Consider the following 18,505-nt stretch of genomic DNA (forward strand, 5'->3'; position numbering starts at 1 on the left):
ATTCACCTTCTCTTCCTAGAAAATAAACGTTGACACTAAATGATGCTTTTTCTACACTTAGTTGTGTACAATATGTGACCAAAGGAGGATTCAACATGGAAATGAACGTCGAAACGAATTCCTCTCCTACGGCGCCAAAACCAAGCAAGCAAACAGGCTGGCGCATTTGGTGGAGTTTACTACGTCCCCATACATTAACAGCAGCTTTCGTTCCTGTTTTCATCGGAACAGCCTATGCAATGCAGGTCGGAGGTATAAATCAAATACATCTCCCTCTTTTCCTTATAATGCTTCTTGCTTGTCTTCTCATTCAGGCAGCAACAAACATGTTTAATGAATACTTTGATTATAAAAGAGGACTCGATCACGAAGGTTCAGTTGGTATCGGCGGCGCTATCGTTCGCGATGGCATTCAGCCAAAAACAGTGCTTAACTTAGCATTTGGATTTTTCGGCATCGCAATACTATTAGGTGTTTATATTTGTATGAATTCTAGCTGGTGGCTTGCTGCAATCGGTCTTGTTTGTATGGCCGTTGCTTACCTTTACACGGGTGGCCCACTTCCCATTGCCTATACACCATTTGGAGAGTTAACAGCCGGATTATTTATGGGTGTTATCATTATTGGAATTTCATTCTTTATTCAAACTGGAACTGTAACATCAGAAGTCATTTTACTATCTATTCCAAGCTCCATTTTAATTGGTGCCATTTTACTAGCTAATAATATTCGTGACTTAGATGGCGATAAAGAAAACGGTCGTAAAACGTTAGCAATTCTCGTTGGACGTGAAAGAGCGGTTGGTGTACTTGCTTCTATGTTCATCGTTTCCTACATTTGGACAATTGCTTTAATTATCGTGGGCATCGTATCACCATGGATGCTTATCGTATTTTTAAGTGCACCGAAAGCATTTAAAGCGACGAAAGGCTTTATCGGCAAAAGCATTCCAATGGAAATGGTACCTGCGATGATTGCAACAGCAAAAACAAATACGATCTTCGGTCTCCTCATGGGAATCGGATTATTACTTGGATACTTTCTATAAAAGGAGCTGCTTATGCGGCTCCTTTTTCATATCTGAAATTCCTCTCATAATTCCTACTCGCAACGCTCATACTATGTAAAGAAACTGAATTGTAGGAAGGTGGACGACTATGTTAACTCCACAACAAATAAATCAATTTAAATCCGTTTTAGAAAAACAAAAACACGAACTAGAGCAAACGATACAAACACACGAAAATGAAGATCGTGCATCTGAACGTGAGTCTGTTGGAGAATTATCTAGCTATGATAACCATCCAGCTGATATGGCAACAGAGCTATATGAACGTGAAAAAGACTTCGGGCTTATTGAACTTTGGCATAAACAGCTAGAGGATACGAAACATGCCTTGCAAAAAATAGAAGCGGGTACGTACGGCATTTGCGAAGTGTCTGGCGAAGAAATTCCATTTGAAAGATTAGAAGCAATGCCGACTGCTACAACATGCATCCAGCACGCGACAAATAAGCTAAATATGAATACACGACCAGTCGAAGAAGAAGTGTTATCTCCTTCTTTCCACAAACATGATGAAGATCGTTCTGTTGAATATGATGCAGAAGATGCATGGCAAGATGTTGCTAATTACGGAACATCTGAAACACCATCTGATTTAGAAAGACAAGATTCGAAAAACTATAATGGCATGTACGTAAATAGTGAAGAAAACGTAGGCTACGTAGAGGATTTCGAAAACTTTATCGGTACAGATATGTATGGAAAAAATCCGCAAGTTTTCGCTACGGAAGAACATGAAGAATATGAGCAAATGCTTGATGACTTTGAAGAGCGTACGTTTAAGGGCGAACTATCTTCAAATGAGTCGAGTTCCAAAGAATAAAAAAAAAGCATTCCGAAAATCGGAATGCTTTTTATCGCTAGCTAATTAGTTTTTTGTAACGTTAGCAGCTTGTGGTCCACGGTTACCTTCAACGATTTCGAAAGAAACTTCTTGACCTTCTTCTAAAGTTTTGAATCCGTCACCTTGGATAGCTGAGAAGTGAACGAATACATCGTCTCCACCTTCAACTTCGATGAAACCGAAACCTTTTTCGCTGTTGAACCATTTAACTTTACCTGTTTGCATGTCATGTACCTCCTAAATAAAAATGAAACTATGAATCCACATGAAAAGGTGGATATAAAGGACATGAATGTATAACAAGCTTACAGCCTTTAATTCAACGTGCTTTATTTCCGTACCACATTATGTAGCTCAATAGTGATTTCACTATATCACGCTATATCCAAAACGTCAAATGAGAACACTTTCATTCCACCATTTTTTTATAATTTTAATATAATGTTGAATTTCCATATTCATATTTTAGCCCGGTATTTGTGGATAATTTGATTGGCGGGAGCTGCTAATCCGTTTGGGTTGGCCCCATTTTATTTGAAAATTAACAAAACTAAAGTATTCTAATCCTATTAAATTCTGTACAATATAAGTATCTATTACATACGAGGTGAAAAAAATGAGAGCACATGAAATCGAGTATAAGTTATACGGAGATGATATGCAGTTTGTTGAAATTGAGTTAGATCCAGAAGAAAGCGTGATCGCAGAAGCTGGCGCAATGATGATGATGGAAGATTACATAGAAATGGAAACAATCTTCGGTGATGGTTCTGGCCCATCTGGAGGTTTATTCGGAAAATTAATGGGCGCTGGTAAGCGTCTCGTTACAGGCGAAAGTATGTTTATGACTGTATTTACAAATACAGGTCACGGCAAACGCCACGTCTCATTTGCTGCTCCTTATCCTGGTAAAATTATTCCTGTAGATTTAACAGAATATCAAGGAAAAGTAGTTTGTCAAAAAGATGCCTTTCTTTGTGCCGCAAAAGGTGTTTCTATCGGAATTGAATTTACGAAAAAAATAGGAACTGGTTTCTTCGGTGGTGAAGGTTTCATCATGCAGAAACTTGAAGGTGACGGTCTTGCTTTCATGCACGCAGGTGGAACTGTATATAAACGTGAATTAAAACCTGGTGAGAAACTTCGCATTGATACAGGTTGTCTTGTTGCTATGACAAAAGACATTAACTATGATGTCGAGTTCGTTGGAAAAGTAAAAACAGCTCTATTTGGCGGCGAAGGTTTATTCTTCGCAACGTTAGAAGGACCTGGAACAGTTTGGATTCAGTCCTTAACACTTAGCCGATTAGCAGCACGCCTTACAAGCCCAGCAGCGCAAAGTACTGGCGAAGGTAGTGTATTAGGTGGCCTTGGTCGTTTATTAGATGGGAAAGAGTAAACTGTGCCCTTATGTGGGCATGGCCATCAACTAATAAAATAATAAAATTAAAACACCCTTGCTTGCAGTAATAAAGTGAAAGGGTGTTTTAATTTACGTCTACAAACGAGAAAAAGCAGTTAAAATAAAGTAATAAGGTTTACTTCAGGAAAATAAGGTATATTATATTTGTTGAGTAGATTCTCTTTAGAGACAAGAAAAGTAGGTGAACAAAGTGGGAAAATATCAATTGGATTCCAAAAGTCAGGTAGCTGTGGCAAAGTTCCATGAAAAACAGAAGCCTGCCAAATTTGATAAAAAGCAGCAACTTGAAAAATTGCGTATGGAGTATTTGAAAAAGAAGCAAAAACAAACAGATAAATAATATGTTTTATTTTCCGAATTTTTTCTGTATGTAACGCAAACAAACACAAGAAAATAGGTAAGTTATTCATCATTCAAATATATACAGGCTATTTTTTCAAACCTCTTACTTATGCAACTAACGCATGCGTCAGTTCATTAAGAATAACTAAAAAAGTCGATTCCTTGAGATGAAAAAGAGTAAACAGTGCCCTTATCAGGCACTGTTTTATTTTGACATTATAATTTCCTCCACTGATTTAGGTAAGCGATACAAGCTATTCTCCACCTCCAAAAGAATGAATCAAGTTCCTCACCGCATATATTAAACTATACCTTTTCTTAAGGAGGGCTACCTTAATGCGTACTCCTTTATCCTTTGATAAAGAAACTGCCATACTGTTAGCTTCTTGTTGTGAGTTAACGTATGAACAATATAAACAAAATGGCATTTTCGAAATACCAGATGGTTTTCAATATGTACAAGGTTTTCAAGGAAAGGCCATTCAAACAACAGAATGGTTCGGATTTATATTAGAATCTGAGGATACAATTATCGTTGCCTTCAGAGGCACTCAAACAGATCCAGATTGGATTATTGATTCTCTCGTCAATCAAAAACCTTATCCTTATGCTTTAAATGGCGGAAATGTCCATAACGGTTTTCTCTCTATTTATGAGTCTTGTCGTGATTCTATTATGGATATGCTCGTATCATTGCCAGCACATAAAAAACTGCTAGCTACTGGGCATAGTCTAGGTGGCGCGCTTGCCACATTACACATATTAGATGCACGTATAAATACTGCCTTCGCACAGTATGGACTTTATACATTCGCTTCTCCAAAAGTAGGAGATATCGCTTTTCGAAATTATTATAAACTACAAGTAGCTAGTAGCTTTCGTTTCGTCAACTTATTCGATGTCGTCCCACTTCTCCCTCCCCGAAACATAAATTTTAATGATCATGATTGGGAGTATGCACACGTCCATCACAACATGACATTTACAAAAAACACAAAATCCATTACAAATAATCATTCCATTACAACATACAAAACATGTCTGACTTCTCATTTTTAACCAGTAAACAATTGGAAATAAAATATTCGTATACTATAATAATCTATGAAGTTATTTTTGGATGAGGGGACCTTACATGTTAAAATTTATCTTCGCATTTTTCCTTATTGTAATTTTTACGGTTACAGGTTTCTTTACATTTTCATACTTTGCGACAAGAGAGTATGATGGGGCAGGTATCATATATACCACTGTTCCATTTCTTTCTTAAGCAAAATAAATAAAACGAGCTTAATTTTATTAAGCACGTTTTATTTATTAATATCCATTTCTGTTGGTAAATCGATAATATATCTCCCAATATAGCAACCTCTTTAAAACTGTTTAACAGCATTACCAATACCCCAAATTTCATTACTGTACTGCAAAATCGTTCGATCGCTCGCAAAATGACCAGACTGTGCAATATTTAAAATCGACATTTCTAGCCACTTCGTTCGGTTCTCATAAGCTCTACCGACAGCTTCTTGTCTTTCAGCATATGGACCAAAATCTCGCAGAACGAAATATTCATCATTTTGAATAACGAGAGAATCGTAAATTGCTTCAAATTCGGCTCCCGACTGTGCAAAGAAACCATTCGTTAACTGATCTACTACCTTTTTAATGTGCCCATTGTGGTGATAATAATCACTTGCACGATATCCACCATTTTGATAGTAATGAAGAACCTCTTCTGCTGTTAAACCGAAAATGAAACAGTTATCATCACCGACCCTGTCTTTTATTTCAATATTCGCTCCGTCTAGCGTTCCGAGTGTAATCGCACCATTCATCATAAATTTCATATTCCCTGTTCCCGATGCTTCTTTACTCGCAGTTGAAATTTGTTCACTTACATCGGCCGCTGGGAATATATCTTCCGCTACAGAAACTCGATAGTTTTCTAGAAAGATAACTTTCATATATTGGCTTACGTACGGATCATTATTCACTTTTCTTGCGAGTTCATTTATTAATTTAATAATTTTTTTCGCGTAATAATAGCCAGGTGATGCTTTCGCTCCAAAAATAAAAGTACGCGGATAAAATGTAAAACTAGCATCCTCTTTCAGACGGTTATACAAATATAAAATATGAAGAACGTTTAGTAATTGTCGTTTGTAAGCATGCAGTCTTTTTACTTGCACATCAAAAATAGAATTAGGATCAATTGTAATCCCCATTTTATTATGAATGCGCGCCGCTAAAATTTCTTTACGCTCTTGTTTTACCTCTGCAAATTTCTCTTGGAAACTCGCATCGTATTGAACTAATTGTAGCTCTTGAAGCTTAATCGGTTCTTTCTTCCACTCTGTTCCAATCGCCTCTGAAATAAGGTTTGTCAGCTGTGGATTCGCCTTCATTAACCAGCGTCTATGAGCGATCCCATTCGTTTTATTATTAAACTTATCTGGATAAAACTCATAAAACAATCGCATTTCACGTTGCTTTAAAATTTCCGTATGAATTTTTGCTACACCGTTTACGCTATGGCTACCGACAATTGCCAAATGAGCCATTTTCACAAGATCATGTGCAATAATCGCCATCTCTTCAATACGATGCCATTCATACGGATAACGTTCCCAAAGCTCATGACAGAAACGTTCATTAATCTCTTCAATAATCATATAAATTCTCGGTAATAACGGTTTAAAAATGTGAATTGGCCACTTCTCAAGCGCTTCTGATAACGTCGTATGATTTGTATAAGAAATCGTTTGCGTCGTTATGTGCCAAGCTTCTTCCCATGCTAGTTTTTCTTCATCTAATAAAATACGCATCAATTCTGGAATCGCCAAAACTGGATGTGTATCATTAATATGAATCGCAATTTTCTCATGTAATTGACGAAGATCACCATATCTTTCTCTATGCATACGAACGATATTTTGCAAACTTGCTGATACGAGGAAATACTGTTGTTTCAAACGAAGTATTTTCCCCTCATCATGCGTATCATCTGGATATAAAAACTCCGATACCGCCTCTGTTTCACGCTTATATTTCAAAATATCTTTGCAATTTTGCGGGAAAGGAACTGGTTCAGCATTCCAAAGTCTAAGTGTATTTACAGTACTCGTCTCATAACCTACTACCGGAACGTCATATGGTACTGCCATAATCACTTCTGCATTCGTATGCCTAAACTCTAAACGTCCATCAATGTATAGCGGTTCAACATTGCCGAAGTAACTTACTTCTACAGCTTGATCATGCCTTCTTACTTCCCATACGTTTTCATGAAGAAGCCATTGTTCTGGAAATTCAACTTGGTAACCATCAACGATCTTTTGATCAAATAAGCCGTGTTTGTAACGAATGCCACAACCATGACCTGGTAAGTTTAACGATGCAAGTGAGTCAAGGAAACAGGCTGCTAATCGTCCAAGTCCACCATTTCCAAGACCTGCATCTGCTTCCACTTCTTCTAACTCTTGTAACGAAATCCCTAGTTCAGATAACCCCTGCTCGCATACATCTCGAATACCTAAATTCAAGATGTTACTTCCAAGCAAACGTCCAAGCAAAAACTCAATAGACAAGTAATACATTTGCTTTTGCTCTCCGGATCGATAACTCTCGTTCGTTGCAATCCATTGACCATTCATATACTCACGTACCATATGGCCGAGTGTATTATATTGATCACGAGTTGTAGAGTCTTTGAAACTTTTACCATACATCGTCTCTAACTTTTCTAGAAAAGCTGATTTGAAACTTTCAACATGAGTAAACATTTCTTCACCACCTACATGTTATTCCATGAGACTTTTATACAATTTCTTATAAGCAAGAGCTGACTTCTCCCAGCTATAATCTTCCGTCATCGCTTGCTTTACAAGCTGCTCCCATACCGGTTTATCATGATAAAATTCAATTGCACGAAGAACTGTGTGCAACATGTCATGTGCATTAAAGTTCGTGAAACTGAAACCATTTCCTTCTCCAGTTTCTTCATCATAAGATTGTACCGTATCATTTAATCCGCCTGTTTCTCTTACAATTGGAATCGTACCGTAAGCTAATGCGATAAGTTGTCCAAGTCCACACGGTTCAAACAGTGATGGCATTAAAAATAAATCACTTCCCGCATATACTTGGTGAGCTAATTCTTCATTAAAGCCGATATACACTTTTACCTTCTCAGGATACTCGTATGCCATCCACTCAAAGAATTGCTCATATTCCGAATCACCTGATCCTAAAATAATGCATTGTACATCTTCCTCCATTATTTCACGGAATACAGTACGTACTAAATCAAGACCTTTTTGCTTCGTTAATCTCGTTACCATTGAAATAATCGGCGTATCTTCTTTTTCTGGCAAACCGAAATAACGCTGCAAGGCGCGTTTATTTTCATTCTTTTCCTCTAATGACTCTGCATCGTACTGAGCAGTAATATACGAATCCGTTTCTGGATTATATACGCTCGTATCAATTCCATTTACAATGCCGCTAAGCTTATCATTATATTTTCGTAACAACCCATCTAACTTCTCACCGAAAAATTCATATTGAATTTCTTCTTTATATGTCGGGCTAACCGCTGTAATTTGATCAGAAGCGATAATACCGCCCTTCATAAAGTTCACATTTCCATAAAACTCTAACTGCTCACTATGGAAATATTCATCACCAAGTTCTAACAAGTCGTACATCACTTCAGGAGGAAATACACCTTGGAACTGCAAGTTATGAATTGTATATACCGTTTTAATATGCTCATATAATGGGTTATCTTGATACTTTTCACGTAGTAAAAAATTAACCATAGCTGTATGCCAATCGTGGCTATGAAGAACATCCACTTCGAAATCAAGATGCGGAATACACTCTAAAACTGCTTTCGAAAAATAAGAAAAACGCTCTCCGTCATCATAATGACCATACAGAGAATCTCTCTTAAAATAATATTCATTATCTATTAAGTAATACGTAATTCCGTCTTGCTCACCTTTTAAAATTCCACAATATTGATTTCTCCACCCAAGCGGGACGTTAATTACTTTATGTAACGTACATCCATCTCTTAACTTTTGCGGAATGAGACTATAATTCGGAAGTATAATACGAACGTCCACTCCTAATTTTTTCAGCTCTTTTGGGAGCGCACCCGCTACATCAGCTAATCCTCCCGATTTCACAAACGGTACACATTCTGATACTGCAAATAAAATATTCACTTGTTGTCCCACTGCGCGAAAAGTTTTTATTACTCCTCTTGCAGCTTCCTCCCTTCGAGTTTTCATTTGAATTAAAACTTTAATCAGTGGAGGAAGACCCCCACTGATTCTCTTAAGAATAACTATTAATCGTACTGTTTTGAACGCTTCCTTTTTCTACAACGTATGGCTCATCGGCGTTTCCTTTTAGTACAACACCGTCACCAATTTTCACGTCTTTATCAATAATAACACCGTCTATTATACAGTTATCTCCAATTTGGCTCTTTTGCATAATAATGCTATTACGAATAATTGAACCTTTTCCAATTTTAACTGAACGGGAAACAACACTGTTTTCGACTTCCCCTTCAATAATACTACCGTTTGCAATCATTGTATTTTTCACGACTGCACCCTTTAGATAACGAGTTGGTGGCTCATCTTTTACTTTCGTAAAGATCGGTGCTTCTTTCTTAAATAATTGCTTCCAAATAGCAGGTTGCAAAATTTCTAAGCTATGTTTATAGTAACTTTCAATCGAGTCAATAATTGCTACATATCCAGTATGTTCATATGTAGCAATGTGTAATGATTTCCCGCGCTTTTCTCTCACTACATCAAATAAACTGTATTGTTCCACATCTTTATATGACTCAAATAAGTCTAACAATAATTGTTTCTTTAACACATATGTTTGAAGCGAAACCCCTTCATGGCAAACTTCCGTAATATCAGCTGCCGTATGTATATGTCGCTCTAACACCGCTTGAAAATTTAATGCTGTTACGAGATGGCTATTCGTAATAACAACGTACTCTTCTCTGCTTCTTAGAAAATAATCAATATGTCTTCTAAAGTGTGCAAAAGACCCAAATTCATCTTGGTCACATTGGCAGTTTGGCGGGAATAAAAATAGTCCGTCTCGTTTTCTATCTAAATCCCACTGTTTTCCTGAACCAACATGGTCCATTAACGAACGATTTTTATGGCTTGTAAAAACTGCCACACTATGAATACTAGAATTCACCATATTTGAAAGCATGAAATCAATGAGTCGATAACGGCCCCCAAACGGTAACGCCGCTAGTGAACGATGCCCTGTTACTTTCTTTAAGGAAGGAAAACTTCCCGTTGCATTAATAATTCCTAACATTTTTTCTCCCATTCATTTCATCCCCCTTTTCTATTTCCCTTCAGCAATTAATACTACATCGTCAACATTCTTTTCTGGACGAATGATTGTTCCATCTTCGATAACCATTTCTGATCCAACAATCGCTCTTTCAATCACAACATTTTTACCAATCTTAGCCCCTGGCATAACGACAGAATCAATCACCATACTTCCTTCTTCCACCGTCACTCCTTGGAATAACACAGAATGCTTCACGTCCCCTTCAATGACGCACCCTTCGTTAATAAGCGATTCTTCTACTTTCGCCTTTTCAGCAATATATTGAGGCGGTTCGTTTGGATTGACAGAGTAAATACGCCAATTACGATCATTTAAATTCAGTGATGTTTCATCGCGAAGCAAATCCATATTCGCTTCCCATAAGCTCTTCACCGTTCCAACATCTTTCCAATATCCTTCAAACGGATACGCCATTAGCTTCTTCCCTTCATCCAATAAAAGCGGAAGTACGTCTTTTCCGAAATCGTTACTAGATTCAGGGTTTCTTGCATCCATCTCTAAATACTCTTTCAAAATTGACCAATTAAAAATATAGATTCCCATTGATGCAAGATTACTTCTTGGAAATTGCGGTTTCTCTTCAAACTCAACAATCTCCATTTCTTCATTTGTATTCATAATGCCAAAGCGACTTGCTTCATCCCAAGGTACTTCAATAACAGAAATGGATACGTCCGATTCTTTCTCAATATGGTAATCTAGCATCTTACTGTAATCCATTTTATAAATATGGTCGCCTGATAAAATGAGAACATACTCCGGTTCATACTGACTTAAATAGTTTAAGTTTTGATAAATGGCACTTGCCGTACCTGTATACCACTTAACCCCTGAAGACTCCGCATAAGGAGGTAAGACTGTGACCCCACCGTTTACTCGGTCTAAATCCCACGCATTTCCGATTCCGATATAATTATGAAGTTCGAGTGGTTGATATTGCGTTAAAATCCCAACCGTTTCAATACCAGAATTCGCACAGTTACTTAGCGTAAAATCAATAATGCGATATTTACCACCAAATGGAACAGCTGGCTTGGCTAAATTCTTTGTTAATGCACTTAAACGACTACCTTTTCCCCCTGCTAGTAACATTGCTACGCACTTTTGTTTTTGAGCCATCTTGTTTTTTGCTCCCCTTTCTCGTCTTCACTGGTCGTAATATGGATACGCCAAATGGTGGAATTGTAATTTCTACATGTGCTGCTTGATTATGAAACGGTTCTTGAATCGCCTTCAGACGTTTCTTATTTACTTGCCCTGACCCGCCATATTGCTCAGCATCACTATTTAAAATCTCGTTATAATACTCGAAATCTGGTACACCTACTTTATAGTTTTCATATGTAGCTTTCGTAAAATTACATACGATAACTAATGCATCTTCTTGTTTATCCCCTTGGCGGATAAATGAGAAAATACTTTGCTCGTTATTATTAGCATCAATCCACTGAAAACCTTCAGGCGAATGATCAAGCTGCCAAAGTGGTTTTGAGCGCTTATACAATGCTATGAGCTCTTTAAAGTAATCATGCATATAACGATGCATTTCAAAATCATGTAAATTCCAATCTAAATCTTCAAGGTCTTTCCACTCATCAAACTGCCCGAATTCTCCTCCCATGAAAAGTAATTTCTTTCCTGGGTGAGTAAAGAAATATCCATATAATAAACGAAGCTGAGCAAACTTATCCCAGTAATCACCTGGCATTTTATTTAATAATGACTTTTTCCCATGAACGACTTCATCATGAGAAAGGGGTAATATGAAGTTTTCAGAGTAAGCATATAGTAAAGAGAACGTCATTTTCTCATGAATATATTTTCTGTACTCTGGCGCACACTCCATATATTTCAGCACGTCATTCATCCAACCCATATTCCATTTGTAATTGAATCCAAGCCCACCTTCATACGTTGGTGCTGTTACAAGTGGCCAAGCTGTTGAATCCTCTGCCGTCATAAGAAAATCTTCATCCTCTGCAAATACCGCTTCATTTAACTCCCGTAAAAATGACACAGCGTACTCATTACTTTGCTCTTGTCCTTCTTTATTCCAGTACAACATGTTCGCAACTGCATCTACTCTGAAACCATCAATATGGAAATATCTCATCCAAAATAACGCATTTGAAATTAAGAAATTACGTACCTCTCTCTTTCCTAAATCAAAATTGACAGTTCCCCATACTAGATTTTCTTGTACATCTTTATCTTTATATTCATAGGTCGGTGTGCCATCAAACAAATATAAACCGTGAGCATCTTTACAAAAGTGCCCCGGTACCCAATCTAAAATGACACCGATTCCATATTTATGACATTCGTCGACAAAATACATTAAATCATGCGGTGTACCAAATCTACTCGTCGCTGCATAATATCCCGTTCCTTGATATCCCCAAGAACGATCATATGGATGCTCAACAAGCGGCATAATTTCAATATGTGTAAATTGATGTTCCACCACATACGGAATGAGTTCTTCTGCCATTTCCCTGTAAGAATATAGTGTTCCATCTTCTTTCTTTTTCCAAGAACCAAAATGTAATTCATAAACTGTCATCGCTTCTTTATAAATCGGTTTTTTCTTTTTCTTACGATTCCAGTTTTTATCATTCCATTCATATCCTTTTATATCAAAAACTACAGATGCCGTATTCGGTCTTACTTCTGCATATATAGCATACGGATCTGCCTTTAAAATGACGTCACCAGCCAACGTTTCAATCGCATATTTATATATTTCTCCTTCTTCAATATGCGGTATAAATAAGGACCAAATGCCTTCTTCTGTCACTTGTAGCATCTTATGTTGCTCATAATCCCACTCATTAAAATCTCCAACAACACTCATTGCTTTCGCATGAGGAGCCCACACTGTAAATCGTACCCCTTGAATCTCATCTTCCGTCACAACATGTGCGCCAAAGATGTTATAACTTTCATAGTACTTTTCTGTATGAAACTCATCTCGTTTCACTTCTTCACAATTTATTACACTCAATATGCTCACCTCACTTAGATGACAGAATTTTTTATACTTTAACTATTTCTGCGAAAAACTGCAATATCCTTGTTAATTTATAAAAAACATTCGTTTTTTTCTTAAAAATGTTAGCTTTTCTTCACATTTCCGTGTAAAATATCGAATTTTGACGAATATTCATTGAAAACGCTTTATTATTCTTCTATATTTTTACCAATTATTTTTTCTCAACCTTTATTTTATTATGTTTATCCTATTTTTCATGCTATTTTTCACTCAAAATCAAAACAAAATAATCTGTCATAAAAAAATGTTTCTCAATATTTTTTGTCACAATGTTATTGAAATGCGAAATTTAATCCTGCTTTTGAAAAGCTACTTTCCGAAAAAGGAGTAACCGCAAAAGTAAATGAACCGAAACTAGAGGCAGGTTCTGTTACAGTTGGCGGCGCTATCGATGACAAAAACTTTGCTGGATTAGATGGTGATTTCCCGTTCATTGATGTAACTTTCAAAGTAGAAAATGATGAATTTTATGAAGCAAACGCTCAATTAGAGTCACCAATTTTTGTTTACTGGAAACAAGGTGAATCAGAACCAAATAGAATGCGTGTACTTCAAGATCAAACATTCTCAGTTATGTCCTTAAACTCACTAGTAGAAGGAAATATTAAACCTGGTGTGTTCTTAAATGAACACGGATATTTAGATGAAAAGTTCGATTATACAAAGCTTGGCGTAAAAGTATATGCGACTGATTCTTACCGTCATAAGTTTGAAGGCTCACTAGATAAATACGGATACTTCAAACTAAATGGACTTCCAGTTAATAAACGCGACTATAACTTATATGTAGAGGTGCCAGGACATTTAACAAGCCGCCTAACAACGAAACTTGGTACTGAAAAAGACGGTAAGCTGCTTGGCCAATATTATTATGCAAGACCTGAAGAAAACATTGCCGGCGATGTAAATGGTGATAAAGTAATCGATATTAAAGATGCTGAAATTATCGCTAGCAACTATGGTAAAAAAGGACTAACTGTAAAAGACGGAGACCTTAATAAAGATGGTATTGTCGACGAAAAAGATATTCGCTTCGTTGAAAGGAACTTCTTGAAAAAAGGTCCAGATGCATCTAAATCACAAACACCTGTAGAAAAATCCAAAAGCGGTACACTGGCAGATATTTTAAAGAAATTAGGATTAACACCTAAAAAATAATAAAATGAAACTTTAATCAGTGGGTTTTTACTGCCCGGCAAATAGCGGAATAATAAAGAGCACTCTACGTAAAATAGAGTGCTCTTTTCTATAAACGACCCTTATCCAGCAAAAGGGGTATATTGGGGATATACAAGGGAAACCGGAAAAGGAATTTATATTAAATTATATAAGTTCAGAGGTAAGAAGCAGTTTCCCACCTCTGAATTATTTAGCAATTATTATAGTACTGGTGCCATTGTTTCTTTTAATACTTTTACAGAATGAGCGAATTTCGCTTTTTCCTCTTCATTTAGCTCAAGTTCTACGATTTCACGTACACCTTCGCGGTTAATTACAGCTGGAACACCTACGTAAGCATCTTTCTCGCCGTATTGACCTTCAAGGTATGCAGATACAGTTAATACGCTGTTCTCGTTGTTTAAGATTGCTTTAGTTACACGAAGTAGTGACATACCGATTCCGTAGTAAGTTGCACCTTTACGCTCGATGATATGGTAAGCTGCATCACGTACGTTTTCGAAGATTTTGTCTAAGTCTTCTTGTTTGTACTGTTCGTTGTTAGCTAAGATTGTTTCTAATTTTTGTACACCGATAGTAGCGTGGCTCCATACTGGAAGTTCAGTGTCACCGTGTTCACCAACGATGTAAGCATGAACGTTGCGTGGATCTACATCTAAGTAGTCACCTAACATGTAACGGAAACGAGCAGAGTCTAAAGTAGTACCAGAACCGATTACGCGCTCTTTCGGTAAACCAGATTCTTTCCAAGTTACGTAAGTTAAAATATCAACTGGGTTAGTTGCGATTAAGAAGATTCCATCGAATCCGCTATCCATAATGCCGCGAACGATTTGTTTAAAGATCTTTGTATTTTTCTCAACTAAGTCTAAACGAGTTTCACCTGGCTTTTGTGGTAACCCAGCAGTGATAACAACTAAATCTGCATATTTACAATCTGCATAGCTACCGCTCCAAACTTTTGTTGGTGATGGAGAGAATGGTACTGCATGACTTAAGTCCATTGCTTCCCCTTCTGCTTTTGCTTCATTAACATCTACTAATACGAATTCTTCAGCTACACCTTGGTTGATCATTGAGTAAGCGTAACTACAACCTACAGCTCCTGTTCCTACTAATACTACACGATTGATACCTTTTTTCATGGTAATTTCCCCTCTCTATTGTTCACATATATTTTTTTATGATTGTTTAAGTAATTAATTAAAATACTAATTTAATGTTGTTTAACTTCTTTACATTCATATTGTAGCACGTATTATTGTGAATTACTTCACAAATTATGACCTATTTGTGAACTTTTTCACATAGAGTGTAAAGTTATTGGAACAGGTGTGGAATCAATTTCAATGGAGGCGTTTTCTTTAGATTGTGAAAGGGTTTTTCTTGTGTTTTTCGTCGGTAAGTGAAATTATATCGGCGATTTTTAGAATATATCGACCGTAACTCCAAATATATCAGCGATTATTAAAATTTATCGATCGTAACTCAAATTATATCAGCGATTTTTGCAATATATCGACTTACCGACAAAACTCGACAATACTGACAACATAAAAAAGCTGTCTTCAGTAGATCACACCTGTTGAGAGAAAGCAGCTTCTTCTATATATTATTTATTTTCATCGGTTTCTCCAAGTGTAGGAGGCTATAGCCATACAGCTGGGGTAAAAGTTCAACTTGAGGTATCATTTATTAGATAGATAGTTCCTTCATATTCATACAGGCCCAAATAAACAACATGATTGTATTTACGGCTCTATATACCCAACTGCAACAGCCCATACTTCATATTTCTTCTATTGCATAAAAGATGCAGACTATCCAAAGTCCACCTTTATACAACAAAAAAGAGATAGCAGATTATGCTATCTCTTTTAGTATGACCCGTACGGGATTCGAACCCGTGTTACCGCCGTGAAAGGGCGGTGTCTTAACCACTTGACCAACGGGCCAATTCTGGCAGAGAAGAAGGGATTCGAACCCTCGCACCGCGTTCGCGATCTACTCCCTTAGCAGGGGAGCCCCTTGAGCCACTTGGGTACTTCTCTATAAATATGGCTCCGCAGGTAGGACTCGAACCTACGACCGATCGGTTAACAGCCGATAGCTCTACCACTGAGCTACTGCGGAACAATTATGGTGGGCCTAAATGGACTCGAACCATCGACCTCACGCTTATCAGGCGTGCGCTCTAACCAGCTGAGCTATAGGCCCATAATTGAAAAGCGGGTGAAGAGAATCGAACTCTCGACCAGAGCTTGGAAGGCTCTTGTTTTACCACTAAACTACACCCGCATTAAATTGTAAATGGTGAGCCATGAAGGACTCGAACCTTCGACCCTCTGATTAAAAGTCAGATGCTCTACCAACTGAGCTAATGGCTCATTTTGAAAGTGGTGCCGACTAGAGGACTTGAACCCCCAACCTACTGATTACAAGTCAGTTGCTCTACCAATTGAGCTAAGTCGGCTCGTGATTTCAAAATGGTGGCTCGGGACGGAATCGAACCGCCGACACGAGGATTTTCAGTCCTCTGCTCTACCGACTGAGCTACCGAGCCTTTATGTAAAAAATGGCGGTCCCGACCGGGGTCGAACCGGCGATCTCCTGCGTGACAGGCAGGCATGTTAACCACTACACCACGGGACCATTTGGTTGCGGGGACAGGATTTGAACCTGCGACCTTCGGGTTATGAGCCCGACGAGCTACCGTGCTGCTCCACCCCGCGATGATAAAATATTCATTTTAGAAAAAATGGAGGAGGTAGAGGGATTCGAACCCCCGCGCGACTCTCGCCGCCTGTCGGTTTTCAAGACCGATCCCTTCAGCCGAACTTGGGTATACCTCCGAGATATATACGTCTAATGGTGGACCTTGTAGGACTCGAACCTACGACCGGACGGTTATGAGCCGTCTGCTCTAACCAGCTGAGCTAAAGGTCCTTTATGGTAGCGGCGGAGGGGATCGAACCCCCGACCTCACGGGTATGAACCGTACGCTCTAGCCAGCTGAGCTACACCGCCATAAATAATATTAATATAAGTGGAGCCTAGCGGGATCGAACCGCTGACCTCCTGCGTGCAAGGCAGGCGCTCTCCCAGCTGAGCTAAGGCCCCATGTTTTTTGGGAATATCGGGAAGACAGGATTTGAACCTGCGACCCCCTGGTCCCAAACCAGGTGCTCTACCAAGCTGAGCCACTTCCCGTTAATAAAAGCGCGCCCGAGAGGAGTCGAACCCCTAACCTCTTGATCCGTAGTCAAACGCTCTATCCAATTGAGCTACGGGCGCATATGGTGCCGAGGGCGGGGGTCGAACCCGCACGGTGGTCACCCACCGCAGGATTTTAAGTCCTGTGCGTCTGCCTGTTCCGCCACCCCGGCATGTCATATTGAAAATTGGAGCGGAAGACGGGATTCGAACCCGCGACCCCAACCTTGGCAAGGTTGTATTCTACCACTGAACTACTTCCGCAAGACATGTATGAGTTATTTAATTAAAAGTGCGGGTGAAGGGAGTCGAACCCCCACGCCAAAGGCGCCAGATCCTAAGTCTAGTGCGTCTGCCAATTCCGCCACACCCGCATATTAATTTATTTAAGAAAAATGGGGCGACTGATGGGAATCGAACCCACGAATGCCGGAGCCACAATCCGGTGCGTTAACCACTTCGCCACAACCGCCATGATTTCTGGTGCCGACTAGAGGACTTGAACCCCCAACCTACTGATTACAAGTCAGTTGCTCTACCAATTGAGCTAAGTCGGCTAAATGGTGGAGGATGACGGGATCGAACCGCCGACCCCCTGCTTGTAAGGCAGGTGCTCTCCCAGCTGAGCTAATCCTCCATTTGCCTGGCAACGTCCTACTCTCACAGGGACAAGGTCCCAACTACCATCGGCGCTAGAGAGCTTAACTTCCGTGTTCGGTATGGGAACGGGTGTGGCCTCTCTGCCATCATTACCAGACTGTATTCATTTAAGACAAGAATCATTGTAACTCATTTAACTTTTAAAGTCAACAAGTTTTTTATATTCTTTCAAAACTAGATAACATTGCTTCATATTATATGGTTAAGTCCTCGATCTATTAGTATTCGTCAGCTCCACATGTCACCATGCTTCCACCTCGAACCTATCAACCTGATCATCTTTCAGGGATCTTACTAGCTTACGCTATGGGAAATCT

The 18,505-nt window shown here is 38.6% G+C and carries 13 protein-coding genes, 22 tRNA genes, 2 rRNA genes and 2 pseudogenes; 8 read left to right on the forward strand and 31 right to left on the reverse strand.

The features are described 5' to 3' along the window. The first annotated feature begins 95 nt into the window (after positions 1-95). Positions 96-1,049, forward strand: a complete 954-nt coding sequence (locus tag EBQ15_RS04910) for a 1,4-dihydroxy-2-naphthoate polyprenyltransferase (RefSeq protein ID WP_000425740.1) — start codon at positions 96-98, stop codon at positions 1,047-1,049. 109 nt (positions 1,050-1,158) lie between these two features. Then, positions 1,159-1,890, forward strand: a complete 732-nt coding sequence (locus EBQ15_RS04915; protein WP_000957365.1) for a yteA family sporulation protein — start codon at positions 1,159-1,161, stop codon at positions 1,888-1,890. A gap of 45 nt (positions 1,891-1,935) precedes the next feature. Here the strand turns inward: EBQ15_RS04915 and cspD are convergent, their stop codons facing one another. Beyond that, complete coding sequence (gene cspD, locus EBQ15_RS04920; RefSeq protein WP_001193054.1) at positions 1,936-2,136, reverse strand: cold-shock protein CspD; 201 nt, start codon at positions 2,134-2,136, stop codon at positions 1,936-1,938. A 391-nt stretch (positions 2,137-2,527) separates the two neighbouring features. On the opposite strand from cspD, the gene EBQ15_RS04925 reads away from it, so the two are divergent. The 4 genes from EBQ15_RS04925 to EBQ15_RS31790 all read left to right on the forward strand — a co-directional run bounded on the left by EBQ15_RS04925 (position 2,528) and on the right by EBQ15_RS31790 (position 4,946). After that, positions 2,528-3,310, forward strand: a complete 783-nt coding sequence (locus EBQ15_RS04925) for a TIGR00266 family protein (protein WP_001201257.1) — start codon at positions 2,528-2,530, stop codon at positions 3,308-3,310. Positions 3,311-3,524: 214 nt separating this feature from the next. After that, positions 3,525-3,674 carry a hypothetical protein gene (locus EBQ15_RS31035; protein WP_000521638.1) on the forward strand — a complete coding sequence of 50 codons (150 nt, stop codon included), beginning with the start codon at positions 3,525-3,527 and terminating at the stop codon, positions 3,672-3,674. Between the two features lie 338 nt (positions 3,675-4,012). Continuing rightward, on the forward strand, positions 4,013-4,735 hold the full coding sequence (locus EBQ15_RS04930) for a lipase family protein (protein WP_001260134.1): 723 nt from the start codon (positions 4,013-4,015) through the stop codon (positions 4,733-4,735). A 76-nt stretch (positions 4,736-4,811) separates the two neighbouring features. Then, positions 4,812-4,946, forward strand: a complete 135-nt coding sequence (locus EBQ15_RS31790; RefSeq protein WP_000911066.1) for a hypothetical protein — start codon at positions 4,812-4,814, stop codon at positions 4,944-4,946. A 103-nt stretch (positions 4,947-5,049) separates the two neighbouring features. On the opposite strand, the gene glgP is transcribed toward EBQ15_RS31790, so the two are convergent. The 5 genes from glgP to glgB form a co-directional block, all read right to left on the reverse strand. After that, positions 5,050-7,458, reverse strand: coding sequence for a glycogen phosphorylase (gene glgP, locus EBQ15_RS04935; RefSeq protein WP_000494063.1), 2,409 nt, complete (start codon positions 7,456-7,458; stop codon positions 5,050-5,052). Between the two features lie 18 nt (positions 7,459-7,476). Further along, on the reverse strand, positions 7,477-8,907 hold the full coding sequence (glgA, locus tag EBQ15_RS04940) for a glycogen synthase GlgA (protein ID WP_033683981.1): 1,431 nt from the start codon (positions 8,905-8,907) through the stop codon (positions 7,477-7,479). A 112-nt stretch (positions 8,908-9,019) separates the two neighbouring features. After that, entirely contained in the window at positions 9,020-10,054 is a 1,035-nt protein-coding gene (gene glgD, locus EBQ15_RS04945) for a glucose-1-phosphate adenylyltransferase subunit GlgD (RefSeq protein WP_000504163.1), read from the reverse strand. An 18-nt stretch (positions 10,055-10,072) separates the two neighbouring features. Continuing rightward, the gene (gene glgC, locus EBQ15_RS04950; protein ID WP_000057604.1) at positions 10,073-11,203 is read right to left on the reverse strand and encodes a glucose-1-phosphate adenylyltransferase; all 1,131 of its coding nucleotides are present in this window, start codon (positions 11,201-11,203) and stop codon (positions 10,073-10,075) included. After that, positions 11,151-13,088: a 1,4-alpha-glucan branching protein GlgB gene (gene glgB / locus EBQ15_RS04955; protein WP_000111397.1), complete on the reverse strand. Its 1,938-nt coding sequence runs from the start codon at positions 13,086-13,088 to the stop codon at positions 11,151-11,153. Before glgB ends, glgC begins: the two co-directional genes overlap by 53 nt. A gap of 327 nt (positions 13,089-13,415) precedes the next feature. On the opposite strand from glgB, the pseudogene EBQ15_RS04965 reads away from it, so the two are divergent. Beyond that, positions 13,416-14,294, forward strand: a pseudogene (locus tag EBQ15_RS04965) (dockerin type I domain-containing protein); the annotation flags it as partial. Positions 14,295-14,515: 221 nt separating this feature from the next. Here EBQ15_RS04965 and EBQ15_RS04975 read toward each other — a convergent pair. Then, a complete protein-coding gene (locus EBQ15_RS04975) occupies positions 14,516-15,460 on the reverse strand; it encodes an L-lactate dehydrogenase (protein WP_000715352.1) in 945 nt (314 codons plus the stop codon). 471 nt (positions 15,461-15,931) lie between these two features. On the opposite strand from EBQ15_RS04975, the pseudogene EBQ15_RS31500 reads away from it, so the two are divergent. Continuing rightward, a pseudogene (locus EBQ15_RS31500) lies at positions 15,932-16,098 on the forward strand (IS4 family transposase); the annotation flags it as partial. Positions 16,099-16,198: 100 nt separating this feature from the next. Here the strand turns inward: EBQ15_RS31500 and EBQ15_RS04980 are convergent. The 24 genes from EBQ15_RS04980 to EBQ15_RS05095 form a co-directional block, all read right to left on the reverse strand. After that, positions 16,199-16,270, reverse strand: a tRNA-Glu gene (locus tag EBQ15_RS04980). 5 nt (positions 16,271-16,275) lie between these two features. Continuing rightward, positions 16,276-16,366: transfer RNA gene (locus tag EBQ15_RS04985), tRNA-Ser, on the reverse strand. A 7-nt stretch (positions 16,367-16,373) separates the two neighbouring features. Next, positions 16,374-16,448, reverse strand: a tRNA-Asn gene (locus tag EBQ15_RS04990). A 7-nt stretch (positions 16,449-16,455) separates the two neighbouring features. Next, positions 16,456-16,532 (reverse strand) — tRNA-Ile (locus tag EBQ15_RS04995). 10 nt (positions 16,533-16,542) lie between these two features. Then, positions 16,543-16,613 (reverse strand) — tRNA-Gly (locus EBQ15_RS05000). Between the two features lie 13 nt (positions 16,614-16,626). Further along, a tRNA-Lys gene (locus EBQ15_RS05005) sits at positions 16,627-16,702 on the reverse strand. A gap of 10 nt (positions 16,703-16,712) precedes the next feature. After that, a tRNA-Thr gene (locus EBQ15_RS05010) sits at positions 16,713-16,788 on the reverse strand. 14 nt (positions 16,789-16,802) lie between these two features. Next, positions 16,803-16,878 (reverse strand) — tRNA-Phe (locus EBQ15_RS05015). Positions 16,879-16,891: 13 nt separating this feature from the next. Further along, a tRNA-Asp gene (locus EBQ15_RS05020) sits at positions 16,892-16,967 on the reverse strand. A 3-nt stretch (positions 16,968-16,970) separates the two neighbouring features. Continuing rightward, positions 16,971-17,047: transfer RNA gene (locus EBQ15_RS05025), tRNA-Met, on the reverse strand. Between the two features lie 27 nt (positions 17,048-17,074). Beyond that, positions 17,075-17,167, reverse strand: a tRNA-Ser gene (locus EBQ15_RS05030). 17 nt (positions 17,168-17,184) lie between these two features. Next, positions 17,185-17,261 (reverse strand) — tRNA-Ile (locus tag EBQ15_RS05035). A gap of 4 nt (positions 17,262-17,265) precedes the next feature. Then, positions 17,266-17,342 (reverse strand) — tRNA-Met (locus EBQ15_RS05040). A gap of 20 nt (positions 17,343-17,362) precedes the next feature. Continuing rightward, positions 17,363-17,435: transfer RNA gene (locus tag EBQ15_RS05045), tRNA-Ala, on the reverse strand. Positions 17,436-17,451: 16 nt separating this feature from the next. Continuing rightward, positions 17,452-17,525: transfer RNA gene (locus EBQ15_RS05050), tRNA-Pro, on the reverse strand. Between the two features lie 10 nt (positions 17,526-17,535). Then, a tRNA-Arg gene (locus EBQ15_RS05055) sits at positions 17,536-17,609 on the reverse strand. A 3-nt stretch (positions 17,610-17,612) separates the two neighbouring features. Further along, positions 17,613-17,701 (reverse strand) — tRNA-Leu (locus EBQ15_RS05060). A 16-nt stretch (positions 17,702-17,717) separates the two neighbouring features. Then, positions 17,718-17,792, reverse strand: a tRNA-Gly gene (locus EBQ15_RS05065). A gap of 29 nt (positions 17,793-17,821) precedes the next feature. Continuing rightward, positions 17,822-17,902 (reverse strand) — tRNA-Leu (locus EBQ15_RS05070). A gap of 22 nt (positions 17,903-17,924) precedes the next feature. Then, positions 17,925-18,000: transfer RNA gene (locus EBQ15_RS05075), tRNA-His, on the reverse strand. A 9-nt stretch (positions 18,001-18,009) separates the two neighbouring features. Beyond that, positions 18,010-18,085: transfer RNA gene (locus tag EBQ15_RS05080), tRNA-Thr, on the reverse strand. Between the two features lie 4 nt (positions 18,086-18,089). Continuing rightward, a tRNA-Val gene (locus EBQ15_RS05085) sits at positions 18,090-18,165 on the reverse strand. Positions 18,166-18,169: 4 nt separating this feature from the next. After that, positions 18,170-18,285, reverse strand: a 5S ribosomal RNA gene (gene rrf, locus EBQ15_RS05090). 101 nt (positions 18,286-18,386) lie between these two features. Further along, positions 18,387-18,505, reverse strand: a 23S ribosomal RNA gene (locus EBQ15_RS05095); the annotation flags it as partial.

This window comes from Bacillus sp. 2D03, from assembly GCF_003946765.1.
GTDB classification, from domain to species: Bacteria; Bacillota; Bacilli; order Bacillales; family Bacillaceae_G; genus Bacillus_A; species Bacillus_A cereus.